The 25,702-nt window shown below is 43.6% G+C and carries 18 protein-coding genes and 1 other RNA gene; 17 read left to right on the forward strand and 2 right to left on the reverse strand.

The genetic code is table 11. The features are described from left to right. Positions 1 to 19 precede the first annotated feature (19 nt). Positions 20 to 8,278 (forward strand): SIALI-17 repeat-containing surface protein, encoded by an 8,259-nt coding sequence (locus tag O3652_RS06960; protein WP_125413485.1) that lies wholly within the window; start codon positions 20 to 22, stop codon positions 8,276 to 8,278. 166 nt (positions 8,279 to 8,444) lie between these two features. On the opposite strand, the gene pbp1a is transcribed toward O3652_RS06960, so the two are convergent. Continuing rightward, complete coding sequence (gene pbp1a, locus O3652_RS06965) at positions 8,445 to 10,613, reverse strand: penicillin-binding protein PBP1A (protein ID WP_125413484.1); 2,169 nt, start codon at positions 10,611 to 10,613, stop codon at positions 8,445 to 8,447. After that, positions 10,610 to 11,206, reverse strand: a complete 597-nt coding sequence (recU, locus tag O3652_RS06970; RefSeq protein WP_061421384.1) for a Holliday junction resolvase RecU — start codon at positions 11,204 to 11,206, stop codon at positions 10,610 to 10,612. The genes pbp1a and recU overlap by 4 nt, the downstream gene beginning before the upstream one ends. A 66-nt stretch (positions 11,207 to 11,272) precedes the next feature. On the opposite strand from recU, the gene O3652_RS06975 reads away from it, so the two are divergent. The 16 genes from O3652_RS06975 to O3652_RS07050 all read left to right on the forward strand — a co-directional run bounded on the left by O3652_RS06975 (position 11,273) and on the right by O3652_RS07050 (position 25,647). Next, complete coding sequence (locus O3652_RS06975; RefSeq protein ID WP_000199581.1) at positions 11,273 to 11,800, forward strand: DUF1273 domain-containing protein; 528 nt, start codon at positions 11,273 to 11,275, stop codon at positions 11,798 to 11,800. A gap of 69 nt (positions 11,801 to 11,869) precedes the next feature. Next, the gene (gpsB, locus tag O3652_RS06980; protein WP_061421383.1) at positions 11,870 to 12,199 is read left to right on the forward strand and encodes a cell division regulator GpsB; all 330 of its coding nucleotides are present in this window, start codon (positions 11,870 to 11,872) and stop codon (positions 12,197 to 12,199) included. Positions 12,200 to 12,219: 20 nt separating this feature from the next. After that, positions 12,220 to 12,601, forward strand: an RNA gene (gene rnpB, locus O3652_RS06985) — RNase P RNA component class B. Between the two features lie 83 nt (positions 12,602 to 12,684). After that, positions 12,685 to 13,842: a class I SAM-dependent RNA methyltransferase gene (locus tag O3652_RS06990; RefSeq protein WP_061421382.1), complete on the forward strand. Its 1,158-nt coding sequence runs from the start codon at positions 12,685 to 12,687 to the stop codon at positions 13,840 to 13,842. A gap of 12 nt (positions 13,843 to 13,854) precedes the next feature. Beyond that, positions 13,855 to 15,297 (forward strand): cell division site-positioning protein MapZ family protein, encoded by a 1,443-nt coding sequence (locus O3652_RS06995; protein ID WP_125413483.1) that lies wholly within the window; start codon positions 13,855 to 13,857, stop codon positions 15,295 to 15,297. A 75-nt stretch (positions 15,298 to 15,372) separates the two neighbouring features. Beyond that, complete coding sequence (gene gndA / locus O3652_RS07000; RefSeq protein ID WP_000158778.1) at positions 15,373 to 16,797, forward strand: NADP-dependent phosphogluconate dehydrogenase; 1,425 nt, start codon at positions 15,373 to 15,375, stop codon at positions 16,795 to 16,797. Positions 16,798 to 16,808: 11 nt separating this feature from the next. After that, the gene (locus O3652_RS07005; protein WP_007520625.1) at positions 16,809 to 17,498 is read left to right on the forward strand and encodes a response regulator transcription factor; all 690 of its coding nucleotides are present in this window, start codon (positions 16,809 to 16,811) and stop codon (positions 17,496 to 17,498) included. Between the two features lie 99 nt (positions 17,499 to 17,597). Continuing rightward, positions 17,598 to 18,578, forward strand: a complete 981-nt coding sequence (locus O3652_RS07010) for an N-acetylmuramoyl-L-alanine amidase family protein (RefSeq protein WP_371590196.1) — start codon at positions 17,598 to 17,600, stop codon at positions 18,576 to 18,578. Between the two features lie 117 nt (positions 18,579 to 18,695). Continuing rightward, complete coding sequence (gene mvk / locus O3652_RS07015) at positions 18,696 to 19,574, forward strand: mevalonate kinase (RefSeq protein ID WP_125413481.1); 879 nt, start codon at positions 18,696 to 18,698, stop codon at positions 19,572 to 19,574. Next, positions 19,556 to 20,509 carry a diphosphomevalonate decarboxylase gene (gene mvaD, locus O3652_RS07020; RefSeq protein WP_371590197.1) on the forward strand — a complete coding sequence of 318 codons (954 nt, stop codon included), beginning with the start codon at positions 19,556 to 19,558 and terminating at the stop codon, positions 20,507 to 20,509. Before mvk ends, mvaD begins: the two co-directional genes overlap by 19 nt. Continuing rightward, on the forward strand, positions 20,496 to 21,503 hold the full coding sequence (locus O3652_RS07025) for a phosphomevalonate kinase (RefSeq protein WP_371590198.1): 1,008 nt from the start codon (positions 20,496 to 20,498) through the stop codon (positions 21,501 to 21,503). Before mvaD ends, O3652_RS07025 begins: the two co-directional genes overlap by 14 nt. Continuing rightward, the gene (gene fni, locus O3652_RS07030; protein ID WP_371590199.1) at positions 21,487 to 22,488 is read left to right on the forward strand and encodes a type 2 isopentenyl-diphosphate Delta-isomerase; all 1,002 of its coding nucleotides are present in this window, start codon (positions 21,487 to 21,489) and stop codon (positions 22,486 to 22,488) included. Before O3652_RS07025 ends, fni begins: the two co-directional genes overlap by 17 nt. Positions 22,489 to 22,654: 166 nt before the next feature. Further along, positions 22,655 to 23,353 carry a cell wall-active antibiotics response protein LiaF gene (gene liaF / locus O3652_RS07035; protein ID WP_125391493.1) on the forward strand — a complete coding sequence of 233 codons (699 nt, stop codon included), beginning with the start codon at positions 22,655 to 22,657 and terminating at the stop codon, positions 23,351 to 23,353. Next, positions 23,350 to 24,348 carry a sensor histidine kinase gene (locus tag O3652_RS07040; RefSeq protein ID WP_371590200.1) on the forward strand — a complete coding sequence of 333 codons (999 nt, stop codon included), beginning with the start codon at positions 23,350 to 23,352 and terminating at the stop codon, positions 24,346 to 24,348. The genes liaF and O3652_RS07040 overlap by 4 nt, the downstream gene beginning before the upstream one ends. A gap of 9 nt (positions 24,349 to 24,357) precedes the next feature. Continuing rightward, positions 24,358 to 24,990 carry a response regulator transcription factor gene (locus tag O3652_RS07045; protein ID WP_070800113.1) on the forward strand — a complete coding sequence of 211 codons (633 nt, stop codon included), beginning with the start codon at positions 24,358 to 24,360 and terminating at the stop codon, positions 24,988 to 24,990. Next, positions 24,991 to 25,647 carry a DNA alkylation repair protein gene (locus O3652_RS07050; RefSeq protein WP_371590201.1) on the forward strand — a complete coding sequence of 219 codons (657 nt, stop codon included), beginning with the start codon at positions 24,991 to 24,993 and terminating at the stop codon, positions 25,645 to 25,647. It abuts the gene before it with no gap. Positions 25,648 to 25,702 lie beyond the last annotated feature (55 nt).

A 25,702-nucleotide genomic window follows, 5' to 3' on the forward strand; every position in this document is an offset into this window, starting at 1 on the left:
TGAAAGGAATAGGAGAAAGATGGATAGACATTTTTTTGAGAAACGCTGTCACTATAGTATAAGAAAATTTGCAATCGGTGCAGCCTCCGTTATGATTGGTGCTAGTATCTTTGGCGCCAATATGGTTCAGGCGGCAGAAACAGTGACACCTTCAGAGACAGAGGGAAGTATCACTCATGTTCAAGCCCTGGATAAGTTACCAGATGATTTAGCCGCTGCGCTTGAAAAGGCAGATGCAGAAGCTGCAACAGAAGCAAGTCATGAAGAAACTCCAGCGACTGATGAGGGAACCAATCCTGCAGCAAGTGAAGATGCAAAACCAGAGACAAGTCCTGCAAGTCCCAAGCCAACAGAAACGCCGAAACCGGTTGAAACACCAAAGGCAGACAATAAACCATCTGAAACTGCTACGCCCGCACCAAAACCAGTTGAAAAGCAAATCGAAGATAGAGAAGATGTCAACCATCTCGAAGGTGCTACTGCTCAGGCAAGCAACCATGAGACTGGTACCAACTTTACTGCGGATAAAGCTATCGACGGAGATGACAATACTCGTTGGGCTACAGACAGAGACGCACCAAAACCAACTTTTGAATTGACCCTTCCTAAGACAACCTTGATCAAACATGTAGAAATTGATTGGGATCGTCGTCTTCGTAATGGGCAAAATGATCCAAATATCAAATCTTGGAGTCTCTACTACGCAGGTCAAGAAGATGTGGGCGCTAGCGGAGAAAAACAATGGAAACTCGCTCATACCAAGACTGGAGATCCTGTTTTAGATGAGAAAGTTGACTTAGCCAATAGTATTCAAGCTAAATATCTTAAGTTAGAAATTAACGACTATCAAGCGGGCACAATGGGTTGGAGAAACGTTGGTATCCAAGAAATTCGAGCTTATTCAAACGTTCCGGACCATAGTAAGGTAACGGATATCCGCCAAGTAACCGAACTAACAGTAGCAGAAGACGGACAGTCTCTTGTCTTACCAACTTTACCAGGGAAAGTTAGCCTTATCGGAAGCAACAAGCAAGGTGTGATTGACCTTCAAAATCACATCTATAAGCCTTTGACAGACCAACGCGTCAAGGTCATGGTGCAACAAATCAAAGACAGCCATACTTTCACTAAGGAATTTGAAGTAGTCATCAAGGGGCTACATCAGGACGAGGGTGTGGGGGTAAAACCCAAAGTAGCACCAGCTGTTCAACAATGGTATGGAAAAGAAGGTCAATCTTCTATCACTTCAGATACAGTCCTTGCGACAGGAGATTCGGGCTTTGATCAGGCTGCAAGCTTCTACCAGTCAGACCTTGCAAGCCGTGGATTGGAACTTGCAACAGGTGACAAACAGGCTCAAAAACGAATCGAGTTTAAAAAGGTTGAAAACAAAGGTTATGGTAAGGAAGGCTACGGTATCACTATCCAAGATGATGTGATTACCATCGAAGCTGCCACAAATACAGGAGCCTTCTACGCCACTCGTACTCTTCTTCAAATGGGAGAAACAGACCTACAAAATGGCGAAATTCGTGATTTCCCAAGTTTCAGTCACCGTGGCTTTATGTTGGATACAGGTCGTAAATTTATCCCTTATGACACCCTCGTAGACATCATGCTCAACATGGCCTACTACAAGATGAACGACTTGCAGTTGCACCTTAATGATAACTATATCTTCCTCAAGGAACACTTGGCAGGTAAGAATCTATCTCCAGAAGAACAACTTAAGTATGTACTTGAACATGCCAAGACTGGTTTCCGTGTGGAGACAGATATTGTTGGTAAGAATGGTCAAAAATTGACATCAGATGAGCATTATACCAAGGAAGAAATGCAAAATCTGATTAAATTGGCCAAGGCTCTTCATATCAACCTAGTGCCAGAAATTGACACACCAGGTCACGCTCTATCATTTGTCAAAGTTCGTCCAGACCTTATGTATCAAGGTAGTTTGAGTGATTATGCAGGCAAGCACAATGTCGAGCGCGTAGCCATGCTAGACTTGGATAACAAGTACGAAGAAACTCTTAAATTTGTCAAATCAGTTTATGATAAACTCCTCGATGGTCCAGATGCACCACTTCATGGCGTGTCCACGGTTCATATCGGAACGGATGAATACTATGGCAGCAGAGAAAGTTATCGCCGCTATGTCAATGACCTTATCAAATACATTAAAGGAAAAGGTTACACCCCTCGTATCTGGGGGTCTCTCAGTGCGAAACGTGGGAACACACCTGTTGATTGGAACGGAGTAGAGGTTGATATCTGGAGTATCGGATGGCAACGACCAAATGAAGCCATTGCTCAGGGAGCTAAGATTATCAACATCACAGATGTACCGACCTATAGTGTGCCAAGTGGAAGCAATAGTCAAGCAGCCTACGGGGACTATGCTAACTACGAACGTCAGTACAATAGCTGGACACCGAATGATTTCAGAACAGGTGGAGGTCCACTTCTACCAGCTTCTCATCCAAGTATCCTTGGTGGTGGGCACGCAGTTTGGAATGACAATATCGACCTTCATGAGACAGGCTTGACCTCTTATGATATCTTTAAACGCTTCTTCAAGAGCATGCAAACTACTGCAGAACGCACTTGGGGATCCGATCGTGCGGCTGCGACCTTTGCAGAACGTACCCTACCAAGGAGCCCTTATGCGCCACAGTCAAATCCTGATAAAGAGATTGATCAAAGCGACTTGTTTACCATCAATTCTGAAACAGTCAAGAACTATGCAAGCAAGAAGGTGAAGGTAAGCGAACAGGGATTGGCTTTTGAGAAAGATAGCAGTATCGAAGGCTTGGCTGGTGATGTTGGTCCAAGTCACGTCTTGAAGTTTGATGTGACTGTCACTGGAGACGGGGAACAAACCTTCTCAACAAGTGGGGACAACCGTATCTATCTAGCTGATAAAGACGGCTACCTTGCTTACCAGTTTGAACAGTTCCATATCCAATTCAATAAAAAACTTGAAAAGAACAAACGTTATCAAATCTCCATCGTGACTAAACCACAGTCAACCGAAGTCTATGTGGATGGTGAAAAGATTGAGCGTATCGCGAATCCAGCCCACCCTCGCTTTGCCCACAATAGCTTGGTTCTACCGCTTGAAAGCATCGGTGGTTTCAAAGGAATCTTGCATAGCGCAGAGTTGTCAGACAAACCATTTGTAAATCCTCGTTTGATTTCAAATGATAAGATTACAGCAACCGCAAGCAGTCAGCAGCTTCCAGGAAATGCGACTGAAGGCGCTGTTGAAAAGGCCTTTGACAATGATCCAAATACCTTCTGGCATACTAAGTGGACTGGTGACACTGCGCCATACACCCTTACTATGACCTTGAAAGAAGCAGAAAAAGTCAATGGCTTGACGTATCTCCCACGACCAGGTGGTGGAAATGGTGTCGTGACGCGCTACGAAATCTACGCACAAAAAGATGGCCAAATGGTCAAGGTTTCAGAAGGAAACTGGGACAACAACGCCCAAGAAAAAACAGTCAACTTTGCGGCGGTAGATACCAACAAGATTGAGTTGAAAGTATTGGAAGGCGTTGGTGGTTTTGCAAGTGCAGCTGAAGTTCATCTATTGAAACCTGTTAAAGAAGAGCAAGAAACGCCTGCACCAAGTCAACCAGAAAAACCAACTACACCAGAAAAACCAAAAGTAGAGCAAACAGGTGATGGAACAGTTGAATTGGCAGATCAATTTACTGCAAGTAAACCAGCTAGCGAAGACAGCATTGCAGCTGCCAGCAAGAGCGCAGACTATCTCAAGAAAGAGTACAAGGTCTTCCCAACGCCACAAAAAGTGACTTATGGAGAAGGAGTCACAGCCCTTCGTAAGCAAGTCAATCTGGTTATGGGCGATCAACTCGATATCTATACTCGCAATCGCTTGAAGAGTGTCTTGCAGGACAATCAAGTATCTTATACAACTGGTAAGGCGGCAATCGCTGGCGCCACCAATATCTATCTTGGAGTTCATGGACAAGGTTCACAAGCAGAACAAAACTTGTCCAATGTTTCAGCAGGTCTCTTTGACAAGATTGATGCCTATGTTTTGAGCATTAAGGATAATTCGATTTCCATCGTCGGAAAAGACACAGATGCGGTCTTCTATGGTTTGACAACCTTGAAACACATGCTCAAGGAAAGTCAAGTTCCAGTTCTTCGCAATGTGACAGTAGAAGATTACGCTGAGCTCAAGAACCGTGGTTTTATTGAAGGTTACTATGGAAACCCATGGTCTAACGCAGATCGTGCAGAGCTCATGCGTTTTGGTGGCGATTTGAAATTGAACCAATACTTCTTTGCACCAAAAGACGATCCATACCACAACAAGAAATGGCGCGAACTCTATCCAGAAGAAAAACTAGCTGAAATTCGTGAACTTGCTCGTGTCGGAAATCAAAGTAAAACCCGCTATGTCTGGACCATCCACCCATTCATGAACAACCGTATCCGCTTTGGCAATGAAGCGCATTACCAAGAAGATTTGGCAACCATCAAGGCTAAATTTACCCAGTTGATGAAAGTGGGTGTCCGCGAATTTGGTATCCTTGCAGATGATGCACCGAGCCCAGTCGGAGGCTACAATAGCTACAACCGCTTGATGCAAGATATGACCAAGTGGTTGACTGAAATGCAGGGAACTTACAGCGGTCTTCGTAAAGAAATGATTTTTGTTCCTGGCCAGTATTGGGGTAATGGACGTGAAGATGAGTTGAAATCCCTCAATGAAAATCTCCCAAGTTCAGCATCCATGACGCTTACTGGTGGTAAGATTTGGGGTGAAGTCTCTGAAAGCTTCCTTTCAACTCTCAAAAACAATCTATCCGCAGGTGGCAAGACCTATCGCCCAGTTTCACTTTGGATTAACTGGCCGGTAACAGATAACTCTAAACAACACTTGATTCTAGGTGGTGGTGAGAAATTCCTTCATCCAAATGTGGATCCAAGCTTGCTATCTGGTATCATGTTGAACCCAATGCAACAGTCTGAACCATCTAAGATTGCCCTCTTTTCAGGAGCTCAATACTCATGGAAACAGTGGAAATCAGAAGAAGAAGCTAAGAAAATCAATGACATTGCCTTCAACTTTGTAGAAAATGGTCATTTTGAAGATAGTAAGGTATCAGCAGCCTTCCGTGAACTTGGTAAGCACATGATCAACCAAAACATGGATAATCGTGTCGTCAAACTAGAAGAATCTGTAGACTTGGCTCCAAAATTGACAGACTTCATGACCAAGCTCAAAGCAGGTCAGGATGTGACTGCCGAACGTATAGCCTTGCGTGCAGAATTTGCCAAGATTAAAGAAGCAGCTGAACTCTATAAAGCATCAGGCGATAAAAAGATGGTTGCGCAAATCCACTATTGGTTGGATAATGCAATCGACCAAATGAATGCCCTAGATGCCTTCCTTACAGGAACAGAAGCTATGGCTACAAACGATGCAGCCAAACTCTGGGATAGCTACTATAAAGGCTTGAAGTTCTACGAACAGTCTCAAACTCACACCTTCCATTATGTAGACCATATGGAAAAAGCTGAATTGGGTGTTCAACATATTCGTCCATTTATCCTATCCTTGAAAGAAGTTCTGGCATCTGAAGTTCAAAAAGTCTTGCATCCAGACCAAATCATCAGCACCTTTATCACCAATCGAACAGGTGTAGAAGGTGGTTTGGCAGAAGTAACGGATGGTGATTTGGCAACTCATGCGATTATTAAATCACCAAACAGCATCAAGACAGGTGATTATATCGGTATGAAGTTCAACAAACCGGTAGCGATCCAAACCTTGACCTTTGCAATGGGAACTCAGGCTAATCCACGTGATACCTTTAGTAAGGCAGAAGTGCAGTATCAAGATGAAAATGACAACTGGGTAACCTTGAAAGAGCCAAGCTATGTCGGAAATGAATCCCTTCTTAAGTTTGAAAATCTCAATATCAAGGCCAAGGCAGTTCGCATGATTGCGACAGCAGACCGTGAGAACACTTGGTTTGCAGTTCAGGAAATTGCAGTCAACCGTCCAGTTGAAAAAGCTCGTAGCCAACAAGCAACGACAGTTAGTCTAAGCTCAAACTTAGTTTACAAACTAAATACCTCAGCCCGTCAAATCACTGATGGCAAGGACAATACAGAAGCCATGATGGCAAATGCTGACGGTAGCAATACGACACCAGTAGATGCTTGGGCACAACTTGACCTCGGTGAAGTCAAGTCAGTCACTAAAGTACGACTTCGCCAAGGAACGGGTGATAAGCTTGCCACAGGTGTACTTGAGTATTCTACAGATGGAACTGCATGGCAAGAGTTGGATCGCCTATCAGGAGAACAAACCAAGGAAGTGACCAGAGCGATCAATGCTCGTTACATCCGAGTACGCAATACCAAGGCCCTTGACCTCTGGTGGCGTATCCAAGACTTCTCTGTTGAGACACGCTCTGGAAACAGTGAGTTAACGGACACCAACGTGGAATCATTGAAGGAAACGCCGGTAGTGGATAGCTTAGGCAGTTACGAGCTTCAAATTCCAGCTGGAACCAAACTCCCTGCTCATAGCTATCTAGGTATGAAGCTTGACCGTATCCATCAGATCAAGAGCATCCAGCTCAAAGGTCAGGCCAACAACCCAGCTCTTAGTCTAGAGTACTCTGTAAATGCGCAAGAATGGACACCAGCTAGCCAGTTGACAGACAGATCTGTGGTGAGCCACTTGGTACGTTATGTTCGTCTGGTCAATAAAACAGATCAGGAACAAGCTGTGACAGCCACTTCTCTCCTTGTGACAACCAAAGAAGTACAACCAACCAAACTAGAATCTACAACTATGGGCATTCATCCAACATACGGAAGCAATGATGTTCGTAAACTGAACAACCTAGATCAACTATTTGACGGTGTTTACAACAACTTCGTTGAGTTTTCAGACTACGCCCATAAAGATGGTCACGTAACCTTGAAACTTGGTAGCGAACGCACCATCAAGAAGATTAGAGCCTACATCCAAGACGGAACTCAAAACTATCTTCGTGATGGTAAGATTCAAGTCAGCCAAGACGGTAAAACTTGGACTGATGTCGTGACAGTAGGAGATGGTGTGGCCAATAGCACACACGATGATTCATTGACAGATGGTTGGACACATGATTCTAAGATGCCAGGAAATCGCTACATCGAGGGTGAATTGACGACACCAGTCAAAGCTAACTATCTCCGTGTCCTCTATACAGCAGACTATGATGCCCGTTTTGTAGGCTTTACAGAATTGGTCATCAACGATGGTGAATTTGTCAAACCAATCAATGATCCAACAGTAGAAGGAAGTAGTGGAGAAAGCCAAGGCAACCTTTATAATAATCTTGTAGACGGCAAAGTCTTGACCAGCTACAAGTCTGAAAAAGAAAAGGGCGAGTTGGTGTATCACTTATCTGAGCCAACCAATGCCAACCACCTTCGTCTCGTTTCCAGTCTTCCTGAAGGAGCGCAAGCACGTGTTCTTGCTAGAACACTTAAGGATGGTCAAGACAGTTGGACAGACCTCGGTGCCATTACATCTAGTCTCCAAACCTTCGCTATCCGAAATGGTGGCTCTCTTCTAGACGTCAAATTAGTCTGGGAAGGCGGCAAGGCTGAGTTTTATGAATTGGCAAGCTTCTATCAAGAATTAACAGAGGAACCGGTTCAATCAAGTAAGGGGGAAGAACCAGCACCCGTTCTTGAGGTTCCTGAATTCACAGGTGGTGTCAATGCAGTTGAAGCCTTGGTACATGAGCTTCCAGAGTACACTGGTCCAGTAGCAACAGTAGGTGACCAAGCTGCTCCAACAGTAGAGAAACCTGAGTTCAAGGGTGGTGTCAATGCAGTTGAAGCCCTAGTACATGAACTTCCAGAGTACACAGGCCCAGTAGCGACAGTAGGTGACCAAGCTGCTCCAACAGTTGAGAAACCTGAGTTCAAGGGCGGTGTCAATGCAGTGATGGCTCTAGTGCATGAATTGCCAGAATACACAGGCCCAGTAGCAACAGTAGGCGACCAAGCTGCTCCAACAGTAGAGAAACCTGAGTTTAAACTTAGCTCACTTGCTTCAGATGAAGATAAGACACCGGCACCGGATCTAAAACAAGAAGTTAGGAAGCAAGAAACAGCTGAACAAAGCTTGCCAGCAACAGGTGAAAGTAAATCTGACACAGCCCTCTTCCTAGCAGGTGTTAGCCTAGCCCTATCTGCTCTCTTTGTAGCAAAAACAAAGAAAGACTAGTATTTAGTAAAACCTCTTAACAAGATTACGAAATCTGTTTCCTATCTTTCCCAATGAGGTTTATAGTACAGAAAAGCCTGAGAAGATGTCTTCTCAGGCTTTTGTTAAGCACATAAATACGATACTGCTATGAAAAAATCACCCAGAATATTCTGGGTGATAAATGTTATGGTTGTGCTGGTTGAGGATTCTGATTTTGGTTCTGGTTTTGTTGACCAGGGGTTGTATTTGGTTGCTGGTTATTGGTATTATTGTTTGCACTATTATTCGTGCTTGGAGTAGTTGAGCTTGACTGTGAAGTTGAACTTTCTGAAGTCGAGCTCGAACTTTCAGGTGTTGGGGCCTGTTGCGGAGCAGGAGCAGTCCATGCAGAACGAGCACCGTTTTTAAAGACGAACTCACCACTTCGATAGAGGCCTTCTGGCATAGTCCAGTCGCCAGGGTTGTTATCCTCAGACAGATAAGTCATCATTGAACGGTAAACCTTAGCTGCAACATAGAAGCCATCACCAACGATAGGAGTAAGGCGGTTTGAGTAACCTGTCCATACCGCCATTGAATATTTGCGAGTATAACCAACAAACATTTCGTCTGGAGCTACATAACCAGTATTTTTGATGTAGTTTTCAATTTCATCATCTGTATAGTTTGATGTACCAGTCTTACCAGCTTGAGGTAGCCAAGGGAGATAAGCACCACGACCCGTTCCGTATGCTAAGACAGTCTTCATCATTTCTGTCATCATATAGGCGGTCGTCTCTTTCATGGCACGAGTACCAGGATCAGCGTATTCTTTTGAGCTACCATCGCTAAAGACGATTTTGTTGATATACATTGGTTTATGGTAGATACCACCGTTAGCAAAAGCAGCGTAAGCAGCAGCCATTTTCTCACTACTTGCTCCGTACTTTTTGTTTGACTCAGTCGTATTACTTGAAATCGCGTTGGCATAGTGCATATCTGGATAGTCAATACCGATTCCATTTAGGAAGGTCTTGGCTCTATCCAAACCGACTTTGTTCAAGGTTTCTACAGCAGTAACGTTCCGTGATTGTTGGAGCGCATATTGGATGGTGATGTTTCCAAAATAACTTCTATCCCAGTTGTAAACAGGGGTATCTGTTCCAGGATAGTTATAAGGAACATCATGTACAATCGAAGCAGTTGAGTCGTAGATGTCATACTCCAAGGCAGGAGCATAGTCTGTGATCGGCTTCATGGTAGAACCCCAGTCACGGTTGGTTTCAACAGCTTGGTTGATTCCGAAGGAAACATTGCTTGATTGGTGACGAGAACCTAACTGAGCAATGACTTTCCCGTTTGTCACATCCACAATCGTTGAAGCTACTTGCATTTCATCGTCAGGATAGTTGACATACTCGTCGGTATTGTAGATATCCCAGAGATGTTGTTGAACTTTAGGATCAACGTTGGTGTAGACATCCATACCAGTCGTTAAGAGATTGTAGCCTGTTTCTTGTTCGACTTGATCGATTACCTCTTTGAGATAGTTGTCCATGTGTGGAGGATAACTATTAGCCGATTTTAGACTTTGAAGTCCATCTGTAATCGGAGTATTAATCGCTTTTTCGTATTGCTCAGCTGAAATGTAACCTTGCCCCTTCATCTCAGAGAGGACGAGATTACGACGTTCTTGAGCGGCTTCTGGATGCGAGTATGGATCATACTGGTTTGGAGCCTGAGGCATACCAGCAAGGAGAGCCAGTTGAGGAATACTTAAATCTTTGAGATCCTTGCCATAGTAACTTTGGGCAGCTGTCTGCATTCCGTAGTTACCGTTTGACATGTAAACCTTGTTGATGTAGTAGGTCAAAATCTCTTGTTTAGTCGCTTTTTGTTCTAGCTGAACAGCTAACCAAGCTTCCTGGGCCTTACGAGAAAGAGTCTGATCAGAAGTTGACGTAGAGAAGTAAGTTAATTTAATCAACTGCTGTGTCAAGGTGGAAGCTCCTTGCAGACCTCCACCACCACGAAGGTTTCGGAGGGTAGCACCTAGGATACGGATCGTGTCGATTCCTCGGTGATTAAAGAAGCGATGGTCCTCAATCGAAACAATAGCGTTGACCAAATCGGTCGGTATTTCGTTTGCTTGGGCATTGACTCGACGTTCCGATCCAAGATCAGCGATAAGCTCGTCATTGCTATCATAGATCTTACTTGACGTTGTAGCAACTAGTTTACTTTCAGAAAGTTCTGGAGCCTTGCTAACATAGTAGAGGAAGAGACCTCCACCTAGCATTACAGCTGCGATAAATACAGTTAAGAGACTGATACTGACATACTTAGCTATTCGCAGAAAAGTTTGTTTGTTCATCTTGTTTTACCACCTAGTAAATGTTCTTTGATAATGTCGAGGTAGGGAATTTGAGGGAAGGCACCAGGCTCAATCCTATATCCATTTTCTCGAATATATCCAAGTGGCATTGACTTCTGTCCCTTATCTTGATGATAGAAACGGATGAGGTCAATAGCCGGCAATAAGTAGGTTTCTTGCTGAGAAGAAAAGTGAAGGAGTACAAAGCAGATTCCTTGCTGGGCAAGGACTTGTTCCATATGCTGGATCTGATGGAGATGAAAATTCTTCATCGGTATCGCATGTTTTTGCCTGGTTTCCTTTGCTTCAAAGTCGATGTAGTATCCCTCATAAACCCCTGAATAGTCAGTAGTTGAAGCTTGTCTAAAGTAGGCTTCAACGATCTTGGCTCGACTTCGTTGGGGATAGTCGACACGTACGATTTGGATGGGAGTCGGTTTCTTGTGAATAACAGCTAACCCATGCGACAAATAGTAGTCGTTCGTAGCATTAATCATCTTTTCAAAAGACATTCCCCGATTTGCGAAATTTTTAGTTTGTGACAGGGGTGCTTGTCTCTTTTGAGATAAAATTTTATGTGGATAGTTGACCATAATTCTCCTTATTGGTACAATAACATCACTCTATTATATCATAAATTTACAAAGAAAGGGTTAAAAATGACATCAGCCTTGATTTTAGGCTATTCAGCCTTCGACCTTGGTCTCTTTAATGATAAGGATATTCGCGTTGATATTATCAAAACAGCCATTCGGAGAGACCTGGAACGTCTAGCAGAGGATGGGGTGACATGGCTTGTCTTTACAGGGACTTTGGGCTTTGAGTACTGGGCACTTCAGGTGGCGAAAGACATGAAAGCAGACTATGGATTTCAACTGGCGACCATTTTTGATTTTGAAACCCATGGCAGTAATTGGAATGAAGCAAATCAAGCCAAATTGAGTGAGTTCAAGCAAGTTGATTTTGTCAAATACGCCTATCCACAATATGAGCACAAGGGACAATTACGCGATTATCAGAAATTTTTGCTGGAAAATACAGATACTTGCTACCTTTTTTACGACGAAGAAAACGAAACCAAGTTACGATATTTTTACCAAATGATGAAAAATCAAGCGGACTATGTTACAAGAAGATTAACATTTGAGGACTTGAATGAAATAGTAGAAAATTTTTCTGAAAAGTAAGCCTTTGACCTTGATTTTTACTTGTCTTTTTTTATATAATAATACTAGTAACCCAGAATGGAGAGAGACATGGCAAGTATTATATTTTCAGCGAAAGATATTTTTGAACAAGAATTTGGACGTGAAGTACGTGGATACAGCAAAGCAGAGGTAGACGAATTCCTAGATGATGTGATTAAGGATTATGAAACCTACGCAGTTTTGGTCAAATCCCTTCGTCAAGAGATTGCTGATTTGAAAGAAGAATTATCTCATAAACCACAGGTAGCGCCAACTCAACCAGACTCTATTGAAGTAACAGCTTCTACTTCAATGACAAACTTTGATATTTTGAAACGCTTAAATCGTCTCGAAAAAGAAGTATTTGGTAAGCAAATCTTAGACAACCAAGATTTATAATTGACTAAGGAATGAGTGCAATTTTTGGATAATCGCGTGAAGAGGTTCTCTTTTCATGAGGAAAGTCCATGCTAGCACAGGCTGTGATGCCTGTAGTGTTTGTGCTAGGCGAATCCATAAGCCTAGGGACGAGAAATCGTTACGGCAGTCGAAATGGCTAAGTCTTCGGATAGGTCAGAATAGGCTTGAAAGTGCCACAGTGACGGAGTCTTTCTGGAAACAGTGAGAGTGGAACGCGGTAAACCCCTCAAGCTAGCAACCCAAATTTTGGTCGGGGCATGGAGTGCACGGAAACGAACGTAGTACTCTGACTGCTAGCAGATTTATGCTGTTAGCGGTAGACAGATGATTATCGAAGGAAGTGGTCCTAGTCACTTCTGGAACAAAACATGGCTTATAGAAAATTGCATATAGGTTGGGGCTGAGAAATCTTTCTCAACCTCATTTTTTAAAGTGAACAAGAGAAAGGTCTTGCAAGACTAGAAATGAAAGAACAATTTAATTTAATCGCAACTGCTGCGGCGGGCCTTGAGGCTGTCGTTGGACGTGAGGTGCGAGACCTTGGTTATGATTGCCAGGTTGAAAATGGGCGTGTCCGCTTTCAAGGAGATGTGAAGGCAATCATCGAGACCAACCTTTGGCTTCGTGCAGCGGATCGCATCAAGATTGTGGTCGGAAGTTTTCCAGCTAAGACTTTTGAAGAGCTTTTTCAAGGTGTTTTTGCTCTAGATTGGGAAAACTATCTCCCTCTAGGAGCACGCTTCCCGATATCAAAGGCAAAATGTGTGAAGTCTAAACTTCACAACGAGCCCAGTGTTCAGGCTATTTCCAAGAAGGCTGTTGTGAAGAAATTACAAAAACACTATGCCCGTCCAGAAGGAGTTCCCTTGATGGAAACTGGTCCCGAGTTTAAGATTGAGGTATCTATCCTGAAAGATGTGGCAACTGTCATGATTGACACGACAGGCTCCAGTCTCTTTAAACGTGGTTATCGTACGGAAAAGGGTGGAGCTCCTATCAAGGAAAATATGGCAGCGGCCATTTTACAACTCTCTAACTGGTATCCAGACAAGCCCTTGATTGATCCGACCTGTGGTTCAGGAACTTTCTGTATCGAGGCGGCTATGATTGCCAGAAAAATGGCTCCAGGCCTTCGCCGTTCCTTTGCTTTTGAGGGATGGAACTGGGTCAGCGATCGGTTAATCCAAGAAGTTCGCACAGAGGCGGCTAAGAAAATGGATCGTGAACTTGAGCTGGACATTATGGGCTGTGATATCGATGCTCGCATGGTGGAAATTGCTAAGGCAAATGCTCAAGCAGCAGGCGTCGCAGGTGATATCACCTTTAAGCAAATGCGGGTACAGGACTTGCGCACAGACAAGATTAATGGCGTTATCATTTCCAATCCACCATATGGGGAACGTTTGTCTGATGATGCAGGAGTTACCAAGCTCTATGCTGAGATGGGACAAGTCTTTGCACCACTGAAAACGTGGAGTAAGTTTATCCTGACGAGTGACGAAGCTTTTGAAAGCAAGTACGGAAGTCCAGCTGATAAAAAGCGAAAACTCTATAACGGGACCTTAAAAGTGGATTTGTATCAATACTTTGGTCAGCGTGTCAAACGCCAAGAGGTAAAATAGAAAGGTGAACTCATGAGTAAGAAAAGACGTGATCGTCATAAAAAAGGACATCAAGAACCACAATTCGACTTTGACGAAGCAAAAGACTTGACTGTTGGTCAGGTCATTCGTAAGAATGAAGAGGTCGAAGCAGGAGTATTGCCTGAGGACAGTATCTTAGACAAATACATCAAACAGCACCGTGAAGAAATCGAAGCCGACAAGTTTGAAACTCGTCAATTTAAAAAAGAAGAACTGGCTTCTACTCAAAACCTAGAGGAAATGATCCAAGAAGTTCGTGAATCAAGTGAACCTTCTGATCAGGTAGACGATTCAGACCTGGTTGCTGAGGAATCTATTGAAGAGATAGAAGAAGAGACTACTCAGTTTGTTCCACCACTTCAAGATGAAGAAAATGCTGAAATAGAGCCTATCGTTTTAACAGAAACAGAGCCCAAGCAAATAAATGAGGAACAAGAAGAGGAGATTTATACACCTCTATCACGTTCGGCTCAAACAGAACCTGAAACAGGCTCTAAGAAGAAAGGTGTCATCATCATTGCTTCTGTAGTAGCTGCAATCCTTGTGCTTGCTGGAACATATTATGTCTACCGCCAAGTATCTCGTTCAAACCAAGAAATCCAGTCTTCTCAAGCAGCCTCTTCGGATGATCAAGGGACACAAACAGCTTTGAAAGACTTCAATGATCTCTATGATACTTTCTATACAGATGCTAATAAGACTGCTCTGAAAAACAGCCAGTTTGATAAATTGAGCCAACTGAAAACCTTGCTAGATAAGTTAGAAGGTAGCCGTGATTATACACTAGCTAAGTCAAGATATGATAGCCTAGCAACTCAAATCAAGGCCATTCAAGATGTTAATGCCCTCTTTGAAAGCCCAGCAATCACTGACGGTGTCTTGGATACCAATGCGAAAGCCAAAGCAGACGCTAAATTTACAGAAATTAAGACAGGCAACACAGAACTAGACAAACTCTTGGATAAGGCCATTAGTCTTGGTAAGAGCCAACAAACCAGTGCTTCCAGCTCAAGTTCAAGCTCTAGCACGAGTCAAGCAAGCTCAAGTTCAGCTACAGAAAGCAATGCAAGCAGTACGACCCCTTCAACTAGCACTACGGCACCAGCTAGAGATACGAATGGTGGTTTGTCTGGCGATGGGGTTAATCTTCAAAGAAGTGCTAGTCGTGTACCTTACAACCAATCAGCTGTAGATGATAGCAACAACCCTGCTTGGACGTTTGCGGATGGTGTATTGGAACAAGTTCTAGCAACATCACGTGCTCGTGGCTATATCACTGGAAATCAATATATCCTAGAACGTGTCAATATTGTAAACGGAAATGGTTATTACAACCTCTATAAACCAGATGGAACCTATCTCTTCACCCTCAACTGTAAGACAGGTTACTTTGTAGGGAATGGTTCTGGTCATGCAGATGACTTGGACTACTAGGACTCCGTTACAAAATTCTTTCCTTTCATAGGTAAAAATGATAAAATAAAACATATTAAACAAGAGGAGTGTCACATGACAAAAGCTAACTTTGGTGTCGTTGGTATGGCCGTAATGGGTCGTAACCTTGCCCTAAATATCGAATCTCGTGGTTATACAGTTGCCATTTACAACCGTAGTAAAGAAAAAACAGAAGACGTAATTGCTTGCCATCCTGAAAAGAACTTTGTGCCAAGCTATGACGTGGAAAGCTTTGTAAACTCAATCGAAAAACCTCGTCGTATCATGCTGATGGTTCAAGCTGGACCTGGTACAGACGCAACTATCCAAGCTCTTCTTCCCCACCTTGACAAGGGTGATATCTTGATCGATGGAGGAAACACTTTCTACAAAGATACTATCCGTCGTAATGAAGAACTAGCAAACTCAGGTATCAACTTTATCGGTACAGGGGTTTCTGGTGGTGAAAAAGGTGCCCTTGAAGGTCCTTCTATCATGCCAGGTGGACAAAAAGAAGCCTACGAATTGGTTGCTGATGTTCTTGAAGAAATCTCAGCTAAAGCACCAGAAGATGGCAAACCATGTGTGACTTACATCGGTCCTGATGGAGCTGGTCACTATGTGAAAATGGTCCACAACGGTATCGAGTATGGTGACATGCAATTGATCGCAGAAAGCTATGACCTCATGCAACACTTGCTTGGCCTTTCTGCAGAAGACATGGCTGAAATCTTTACTGAGTGGAACAAGGGTGAATTGGACAGCTACTTGATCGAAATCACAGCTGATATCTTGAGCCGTAAAGATGATGAAGGTCAAGATGGCCCAATCGTAGACTATATCCTTGATGCTGCAGGAAACAAAGGAACTGGTAAATGGACTAGCCAATCATCACTTGACCTTGGTGTGCCATTGTCACTGATCACTGAGTCAGTATTTGCCCGTTACATCTCTACTTACAAAGAAGAGCGTGTACATGCTAGCAAGGTCCTTCCAAAACCAGCTGCCTTCAAGTTTGAAGGAGACAAGGCTGAGTTGATCGAAAAGATCCGTCAAGCTCTTTACTTCTCAAAAATCATTTCTTACGCACAAGGTTTTGCCCAATTGCGTGTAGCTTCTAAAGAAAACAACTGGAACTTGCCATTTGCGGACATCGCATCTATCTGGCGTGATGGCTGTATCATCCGTTCACGTTTCTTGCAAAAGATCACAGATGCCTACAACCGTGATGCAGACCTTGCCAACCTTCTCTTGGATGAATACTTCTTGGATGTCACTGCCAAGTACCAACAAGCAGTGCGTGATATCGTAGCTCTCGCTGTTCAAGCTGGTGTACCAGTGCCAACCTTCTCAGCAGCTATTACCTACTTTGATAGCTATCGTTCAGCAGACCTTCCTGCTAACTTGATCCAAGCGCAACGTGACTACTTTGGTGCTCACACTTACCAACGTAAAGACAAAGAAGGAACATTCCACTACTCTTGGTATGACGAAAAATAAGTAGGTCTGCCATGGGGAAACGGATTTTATTACTTGAGAAAGAACGAAATCTCGCTCATTTTCTCAGTCTGGAACTCCAAAAAGAGCAATACCGTGTTGATCTGGTCGAGGAGGGGCAAAAAGCCCTCTCCATGGCTCTCCAGACAGATTATGACTTGATTTTACTGAATGCTCGTCTGGGGGATATGACGGCCCAGGATTTTGCAGAGAGGCTGAGTCGGACAAAACCTGCCTCAGTGATCATGGTCTTGGACCATCGCGAAGAATTGCAAGACCAGATTGAGACAATCCAGCGCTTCGCCGTTTCTTACATCTATAAGCCAGTGATTATTGATAATCTAGTAGCTCGTATTTCAGCGATTTTCCGAGGTCGGGACTTCATTGACCAACACTGTAGTCAAATGAAGGTTCCAACGTCTTACCGCAACCTACGTATGGATGTAGAACATCATACCGTTTATCGTGGCGAGGAGATGATTGCTCTGACGCGTCGTGAGTATGACCTTTTGGCCACTCTCATGGGAAGCAAGAAGGTCTTGACTCGTGAGCAGTTGTTGGAAAGCGTTTGGAAGTACGAAAGTGCGACAGAAACCAATATCGTGGATGTTTATATCCGTTATCTACGTAGCAAGCTTGATGTAAAAGGTCAAAAAAGCTACATTAAAACCGTGCGTGGTGTTGGGTACACCATGCAAGAATAGAAAAGCAGTTGCAGTTGTGTAACTGCTTTTTTTGAGCAATTTCTATATATTGACATACAATAAAGTCTTTGCTACAATCAGTTATGGAGGAAAGATCTAATGAAAAAATTTAAAATAATGATGCAAGTTGGGCTGACAGTTTCTTTCTTTGCTTTGTTAGCGACAAGCACCGTCTTTGCGGATACCACTGGTGGGCAGTTTGTTGATAAGGACAATAGAAGATATTATATAAAAGATGACCATAAAGCAATCTATTGGCATAAGATTGACGGGAAAATGTACTATTTTGGTGATGGAGGAGAAATGGTTATCGGTTGGCAATACATAGAAATTCCTGGAACAGGTTATCGCGATAATTTATTAGATAACCAATCAGTTAATGAAATCGGCCTTCAACACAAGTGGTACTATTTTGGACAAGATGGAAGTCTCCAAGAATATGTTGGTTGGAAGGAATTAGATGCTAAGGATTCATTAAATGTTGGTAAAGAATATGGTGAACCATTTGAAGGTCCTGAAGTTCTTAAATACGCAAACTATTACTTTGATGAAGACCATTCGTTAAAGACAGGTTGGTTTTATGATCAATCCAACTGGTACTACTTAGCAAAAACAGGTTATTTAGGAAAAGACTATCTTGGTGGTGAAAGACGTGCAGGTTGGATAAATGATGGTTCAGCTTGGTACTATCTAGATCCAACAACTGGTATCATGCAAACGGGTTGGAAACGACTTAGCAATAAGTGGTACTACCTCCGTTCGTCAGGAGCCATGGCAACTGGCTGGTATCAAGAAGGCTCAACTTGGTACTATTTAGATGTTGAAAATGGTGATATGAAAACGGGCTGGCAATACCTTGGGAACAAGTGGTACTATCTCCGTTCATCAGGAGCTATGGCGACTGGCTGGTATCAGGAAGGTTCGACTTGGTATTATCTAAATGCAAGTAATGGCGATATGAAGACTGGTTGGTTCCAGGTTAATGGCAAATGGTACTACGCTTACAGCTCAGGTGCTTTGGCAGTGAATACGACCGTAGAAGGCTATTCAGTCAACTATAATGGCGAATGGGTCCAATAATGAAAGAGGCGATTGTGAAGGAAACAATCGCTTTTTTTGTGAAAATATAATAAAATAGATAGGAGAAAATACTACTGTATGAAATGAGACGGTCTTTTCGTCTGGTTAAAGGAAAACATGACAAAAAAAGTTGGTGTCGGTCAGGCACATAGTAAGATTATTTTAATAGGGGAGCATGCGGTAGTCTACGGCTATCCTGCTATTTCTCTGCCTCTCTTAGAGGTGGAGGTGACCTGCAAGGTGGTCCCTGCTGAAAGCCCATGGCGTCTTTATGAGGAGGATACCTTATCCATGGCGGTGTACGCTTCACTTGAACATCTAAATATCAAGGATGCTTGCATTCGCTGTGTGATTGACTCAGCTATCCCTGAAAAACGGGGAATGGGTTCGTCAGCAGCTATCAGCATAGCAGCCATTCGAGCTGTTTTTGACTACTATCAAACCGACCTGCCTCATGATGTACTAGAAATCTTGGTCAATCGGGCTGAGATGATTGCCCATATGAATCCAAGCGGTTTGGATGCTAAGACCTGTCTCAGTGACCAGCCCATTCGCTTTATCAAGAATGTTGGTTTTACAGAACTTGAGATGAACCTATCTGCCTATTTGGTGATTGCTGATACGGGCGTGTATGGTCACACTCGTGAAGCTATCCAAGTGGTTCAAAGCAAGGGGAAGGATGCCCTATCGTTTTTGCATGCCTTGGGAGAATTGACCCAGCAGGCAGAAGATGCGATTAGACAAAAAGATGCTGAGGGACTGGGACAAATCCTCAGTCAAGCTCATTTACATTTAAAAGAAATTGGTGTCAGTAGCCCTGAGGCAGACTCCCTTGTTGAAACAGCTATGAGACATGGTGCTCTGGGAGCCAAGATGAGTGGTGGTGGACTAGGAGGCTGTATTATCGCCTTGGTAGCCAATCTGGACCAAGCGCAAGAACTAGCAAAACGATTAGAAGAGAAAGGAGCTGTTCAGACATGGATCGAAAGCCTGTAACAGTACGTTCCTACGCAAATATTGCCATTATTAAATATTGGGGAAAGAAAAAAGAAAAAGAGATGGTTCCTGCGACCAGCAGTATCTCTCTGACTTTGGAAAATATGTACACGGAGACGACCTTGTCGCCTCTACCGACGGATGCGACTGCGGATGCCTTTTATATCAATGGTCAGCTTCAGAGTGAGGGTGAGCATGCCAAGATGAGCAAAATCATCAACCGTTACCGTCCAGAAGGTGAGGGATTTGTCCGTATCGATACCCAAAACAACATGCCGACTGCGGCTGGCTTGTCATCCAGTTCTAGTGGTTTGTCCGCCTTGGTCAAGGCTTGCAATGCTTATTTCCAGCTTGGTCTGAATCGGAGCCAGTTGGCGCAGGAGGCTAAGTTTGCCTCAGGGTCGTCCTCTCGCAGTTTTTATGGACCGCTAGGTGCTTGGGATAAGGATAGCGGGGAAATTTACCCTGTAGAAACAGACTTGAAACTAGCTATGATTATGTTGGTGCTAGAGGACAAGAAAAAACCAATTTCTAGCCGTGATGGGATGAAACTCTGTGTGGAAACTTCGACGACTTTTGATGACTGGGTGCGTCAATCTGAGAAGGATTATCAGGATATGCTGGTTTATCTCAAAGAGAATGATTTTGCAAAGGTTGGGGAATTAACGGAGAAAAATGCCCTAGCCATGCACGCTACGACCAAGACTGCTAGTCCAGCCTTTTCTTATCTAACGGATGCTTCCTATGAAGCCATGGACTTTGTTCGCCAGCTTCGTGAGCAAGGTGAAGCCTGTTACTTTACCATGGATGCCGGTCCCAATGTCAAGGTTCTCTGTCAAGAAGAAGACTTGGAGCATTTGTCAGAAATCTTCGGTCAACGTTACCGCTTGATTGTGTCAAAAACAAAGGATTTGAGTCAAGATGATTGCTGTTAAAACTTGCGGAAAACTCTATTGGGCAGGGGAATACGCTATTCTAGAGCCAGGACAGTTAGCCTTGATAAAGGCCATTCCCATCTATATGAAGGCTGAGATTGCTTTTTCTGATAGCTACCGTATCTATTCAGATATGTTTGATTTCGCAGTGGACTTGACGCCAAATCCTGACTACAGCTTGATTCAAGAAACGATTGCTCTAGTGGAAGATTTCCTGACTTATCGAGGTCAGGAGCTAAGACCTTTTTCCTTGGAAATCCGTGGAAAAATGGAACGGGAAGGCAAAAAGTTTGGTCTAGGTTCTAGTGGTAGCGTCGTTGTCTTGGTGATTAAGGCCCTGCTGGCTCAATATGATATTACGGTTGATCCGGAACACTTGTTCAAGCTGGCTAGCACGGTCTTACTCAAGCGAGGCGACAATGGTTCTATGGGAGACCTTGCCTGTATCGTTGCAGAGGATTTGGTTCTCTACCAGTCATTTGATCGCAAAAAGGTAGCTGCTTGGTTGAAAGAAGAAAGCTTGGTGACGGTTTTAGAGCGTGATTGGGGATTTTCAATCTCACACGTACAACCTGCCCTAGAATGTGATTTCCTAGTGGGATGGACCAAGGAAGTAGCCGTATCGAGCCAAATGGTTCAGCAAATCAAGCAAAGCATAGGCCAGAATTTTTTAAGTTCCTCAAAAGCAACGGTGTCTGCTTTGGTAGAAGCCTTGGAGCAAGGGCATGCAGAAAAAATTATCGAGCAGGTGGAAACAGCCAGTCAGCTTTTAGAAGGTTTGAGCCCAGATATTTACACACCTTCGCTCAGACAGCTAAAACAAGCCAGCCAAGATTTGCAGGCTGTTGCCAAGAGTAGCGGTGCTGGTGGTGGTGACTGTGGGATTGCCTTGAGTTTTGATGAGCAATCAACTGAAACCATAAAAAATCGTTGGGCCGATCTGGGGATTGAGCTCTTATACCAAGAAAGGATAGGACATGACGACAAATCGTAAGGATGAGCATATCCGCTATGCCCTTGAGCAGAAAAGTTCCTATAATAGCTTTGATGAGGTGGAGTTGATTCATTCTTCCCTACCTCTTTATGACCTGGATGAGATTGATTTGTCTACAGAGTTTGCAGGTCGAAAGTGGGATTTTCCTTTTTATATCAATGCTATGACTGGTGGGAGCGATAAGGGGAGAGAAATCAATCAAAAGCTGGCTCAGGTGGCAGAAGCCTGTGGGATTTTGTTTGTAACGGGATCTTATAGCGCAGCTCTCAAGGATCCAACAGATGACTCTTTTTCTGTCAAATCTAGCCATCCAAATCTCCTTCTAGGAACCAATATTGGATTGGACAAGCCTGTTGAGTTGGGACTTCAGACTGTAGAAGCGATGAATCCTCTTCTCCTGCAAGTGCACGTCAATGTTATGCAGGAATTACTCATGCCCGAGGGAGAAAGAAAGTTTCGAAGCTGGCAATCGCATCTGGCAGACTATAGCAAGCAAATCCCTGTTCCTATTATTCTAAAGGAAGTGGGCTTTGGGATGGATGTAAAGACCATCGAAAGAGCCTCTGAACTGGGTATTCGAACGGTTGACCTATCGGGTCGTGGTGGTACTAGCTTTGCCTATATCGAAAATCGTCGCAGTGGTCAACGTGATTACCTTAATCAATGGGGCCAGTCTACTATGCAAGCCCTTCTCAATACCCAAGACTGGAAAGACAAGGTCGAACTCTTGGTCAGTGGAGGCGTTCGGAATCCGCTGGATATGATTAAGTGCTTGGTTTTTGGTGCCAAGGCTGTAGGACTGTCACGTACCGTTCTGGAATTGGTTGAAAGCTACACAGTTGAAGAAGTGATTGACATTGTCCAAGGCTGGAAAGAAGACCTGCGTTTGATCATGTGTGCCCTTAATTGTGCCTCCATAGCGGATCTGCAAAACGTAGATTATATTCTTTACGGTAAACTAAAAGAAGCTAAAGATCAGATGTAGAGAGGTCGGGATAAGAATCCCGCCCTTTTTTGTAGCCTTTTGTCAACTGTAGTGAGTTGATGAAACCTAGCTTGTAGGAGCGATTTCTGTCCAATCTCCTTTTTCCATCCTCAGACCGAGGTGACTTTTTTGAATTGTGATAAAATAGAAGGGAGAGGATGCAGCTATGAAAAAATTTCAAATCTTTTTATTTATTGAAGCCTGTCTGTTGACGGGAGCTCTGATTTTGATGGTATCAGAGCATTTTTCGCGTTTTTTGCTGATTCTATTCCTCTTTTTGCTCTTGCTCCGCTATTATACAGGGAAAGAAGGTAATAATGTTTTCCTCCTTGTGGCAACCATTCTTTTCTTTTTCATCGTCATGCTCAATCCCTTTGTGATTTTAGCCATCTTTGTAGCGGTCATCTATAGTCTCTTTCTTCTCTATCCGATGATGAATCAAGAAAGAGAGGAGACCGACTTGGTCTTTGAAGAGGTGGTAACGGTTAAAAATGAACGCAATCCTTGGTTTGGTAATCTCCATCATTTCTCTAGTCACCAGACCTGCCAATTTGACGATATCAACCTCTTTCGCCTCATGGGCAAGGACACCATTCATTTGGAAAGAGTTATTCTAACCAATCATGACAATGTCATTATCCTTAGAAAGATGGTCGGAACGACTAGGATTATCGTACCTGTAGATGTGGAAATCAGCCTCAGTGTCAACTGCCTCTATGGAGATCTAACCTTCCTTCATCAACCTAAGAGATCCCTCCGCAATGAACACTATCATCAGGAAACCAGAGACTATCTCAAGAGTAACAAGAGCGTCAAGATTTTCCTAACTACTATGGTTGGCGATGTGGAGGTGGTCAGAGGATGAAAAAGCAATCGTATCTGTTAATCGGCCTGACTTCTTTCCTCTTTATCCTCTTTTTGACTAATAGTTTACTTGATATTTTTGAGCTAGACTGGTCCTATTTGTTACAGGATATCGAGAAAACGGAGAAACTCATCTTCTTGATCTTGGTCTTTAGCCTTTCCATGACCTTCTTTTTTGTCCTCTTTTGGCGCGTGATGGAAGAAATTTCTCGCAGAAAAATGCAGGTTAATCTCAAGCGACTCCTAGCAGGAAAAGAGGTAGTTACCTTTGCAGATCCAGACTTGGACGCCAGTTTTAAGTCCTTGTCTGGCAAGCTCAACCTCTTGACAGAAGCTGTTCAAAAAGCTGAAAATCAAAGCCTAGTTAAGGAAGAAGCAATCATCGAGAAAGAACGGAAGCGGATAGCACGTGACTTGCACGATACGGTTAGTCAGGAGTTGTTTGCGGCCCATATGATTTTATCAGGTGTCAGTCAGCAGGCTTTGAAGCTGGATAGAGAAAAGATGCAGACCCAGTTGCAAGGTGTCGCAGCTATCCTAGAAACAGCCCAGAAAGATTTGCGGGTCTTGCTCTTGCATTTGCGCCCAGTGGAGTTGGAAGAAAAGAGTTTGGTCGAGGGGATTCAAATCCTCTTAAAAGAGCTTGAGGACAAGAGCGATCTCAAGGTTAGTCTCAAGCAAAACGTGTCTAAATTGCCCAAGAAGATTGAAGAACATATCTTCCGTATTCTTCAGGAGTTGATCAGCAATACCCTCCGCCATGCCCAGGCATCTTGCCTAGATGTCTACCTCTATCAGACAGATGTTGAATTGCAGCTGAAGGTGGTGGACAATGGTATTGGTTTCCAGTTGGGGAGTTTAGACGACTTGAGTTATGGACTGCGAAATATCAAGGAGCGAGTCGAAGATATGGCAGGAACGGTTCAACTCTTGACAGCTCCCAAACAAGGGCTGGCGGTTGATATCCGTATTCCCCTGTTAGATAAGGAATTATAAGGAGTAGAGATGAAAATTTTACTGGTAGATGACCATGAAATGGTCCGATTGGGCTTGAAAAGCTACTTTGACCTCCAAGACGATGTGGAAGTTGTGGGCGAGGCTGCCAATGGGTCTCAAGGTATTGACTTGGCCTTGGAACTGCGTCCAGATGTCATTGTCATGGATATCGTCATGCCTGAGATGAATGGGATTGATGCTACCTTGGCCATCCTCAAAGAATGGCCTGAAGCCAAAATCTTGATTGTGACCTCTTACTTGGACAATGAAAAAATCATGCCAGTCTTGAATGCTGGTGCCAAAGGCTATATGCTTAAGACTTCAAGTGCAGATGAATTGCTCCACGCTGTCCGTAAGGTGGCTGCTGGCGAGCTTGCTATTGAACAAGAGGTCAGCAAGAAGGTTGAATACCACCGTAATCATATGGAGCTTCATGAGGAGCTGACTGCGCGTGAGCGAGACGTGCTCCAACTCATCGCTAAGGGCTACGAAAATCAACGCATTGCAGATGAACTCTTCATCTCTCTCAAGACGGTCAAGACCCACGTGTCCAACATCCTAGCCAAGCTTGAGGTCAGTGATCGCACCCAGGCTGCGGTCTATGCCTTTCAGCACCACTTGGTCGGGCAGGAGGACTTTTAGATGAGTCTTGAAGATTTACTTGTGGAGCTAGAAGCAGCAAAAGATCCGAAAAAGGCAGGCCCCATGGAAGCCTATATGCGTCATCAATTTCCCTTTTTAGGTATTGCTGGTCCTGAAAGAAATGCCCTCTACAGAAAATACTTTCCAAGTGCGAAAAAAACAAAGCTGATCGATTGGGATTTTGTAGACACTTGCTGGGAAAAGGATGCTAGAGAATACCAGTATGTGGCTGCTAACTATTTGAAAGCCATGCAGTCTTATCTAACGAAGGACGATTTGCCTAAGCTTGAGCGTCTGGTCGTGACCAAGTCTTGGTGGGACACGGTAGATATCCTAGATCGAGTAGTAGGAAGTTTGGTGGCTAACCATCCGGAACTTGAAGAAGTGCTTTTAAAATGGAGCCTATCAGACAATATCTGGTTGAGACGTGTGGCTATTGATCATCAGTTGTTAAGGAAAGAGAAAACAAATGTCCAACTAATGGAAAAGATCCTACTCAATAATCTGGACCAGACAGAATTTTTTATCAACAAAGCCATCGGCTGGGCTCTAAGAGACTACTCTAAAACCAATCCCGAATGGGTAGCACGTTTTATTGAAAAAAATAAGAAGAGAATGGCTGAACTTAGTATCAGGGAAGCGAGCAAGTACCTCTAGCACTATTGAAAAGCGCATTCATTACTTGAAAATTAACCGTAGTTTATGCTATAAT

The organism is Streptococcus sp. 27098_8_23, assembly GCF_041432195.1.
Classification (GTDB): domain Bacteria; phylum Bacillota; class Bacilli; order Lactobacillales; family Streptococcaceae; genus Streptococcus.

Coding starts and splice junctions, on each gene's coding strand:
- O3652_RS07040 (WP_371590200.1), top strand. CDS start 23,350: ATGAAAAAGCAATCGTATCTGTTAATCGGCCTGACTTCTTTCCTCTTT.
- O3652_RS07010 (WP_371590196.1), top strand. CDS start 17,598: ATGAAAAAATTTAAAATAATGATGCAAGTTGGGCTGACAGTTTCTTTC.
- O3652_RS07050 (WP_371590201.1), top strand. CDS start 24,991: ATGAGTCTTGAAGATTTACTTGTGGAGCTAGAAGCAGCAAAAGATCCG.
- mvaD (WP_371590197.1), top strand. CDS start 19,556: ATGGATCGAAAGCCTGTAACAGTACGTTCCTACGCAAATATTGCCATT.
- recU (WP_061421384.1), bottom strand. CDS start 11,206: ATGGTCAACTATCCACATAAAATTTTATCTCAAAAGAGACAAGCACCC.
- O3652_RS06990 (WP_061421382.1), top strand. CDS start 12,685: ATGAAAGAACAATTTAATTTAATCGCAACTGCTGCGGCGGGCCTTGAG.
- fni (WP_371590199.1), top strand. CDS start 21,487: ATGACGACAAATCGTAAGGATGAGCATATCCGCTATGCCCTTGAGCAG.
- O3652_RS07045 (WP_070800113.1), top strand. CDS start 24,358: ATGAAAATTTTACTGGTAGATGACCATGAAATGGTCCGATTGGGCTTG.
- gndA (WP_000158778.1), top strand. CDS start 15,373: ATGACAAAAGCTAACTTTGGTGTCGTTGGTATGGCCGTAATGGGTCGT.
- pbp1a (WP_125413484.1), bottom strand. CDS start 10,613: ATGAACAAACAAACTTTTCTGCGAATAGCTAAGTATGTCAGTATCAGT.
- liaF (WP_125391493.1), top strand. CDS start 22,655: ATGAAAAAATTTCAAATCTTTTTATTTATTGAAGCCTGTCTGTTGACG.
- mvk (WP_125413481.1), top strand. CDS start 18,696: ATGACAAAAAAAGTTGGTGTCGGTCAGGCACATAGTAAGATTATTTTA.
- O3652_RS07025 (WP_371590198.1), top strand. CDS start 20,496: ATGATTGCTGTTAAAACTTGCGGAAAACTCTATTGGGCAGGGGAATAC.
- O3652_RS07005 (WP_007520625.1), top strand. CDS start 16,809: ATGGGGAAACGGATTTTATTACTTGAGAAAGAACGAAATCTCGCTCAT.
- O3652_RS06975 (WP_000199581.1), top strand. CDS start 11,273: ATGACATCAGCCTTGATTTTAGGCTATTCAGCCTTCGACCTTGGTCTC.
- gpsB (WP_061421383.1), top strand. CDS start 11,870: ATGGCAAGTATTATATTTTCAGCGAAAGATATTTTTGAACAAGAATTT.
- O3652_RS06995 (WP_125413483.1), top strand. CDS start 13,855: ATGAGTAAGAAAAGACGTGATCGTCATAAAAAAGGACATCAAGAACCA.
- O3652_RS06960 (WP_125413485.1), top strand. CDS start 20: ATGGATAGACATTTTTTTGAGAAACGCTGTCACTATAGTATAAGAAAA.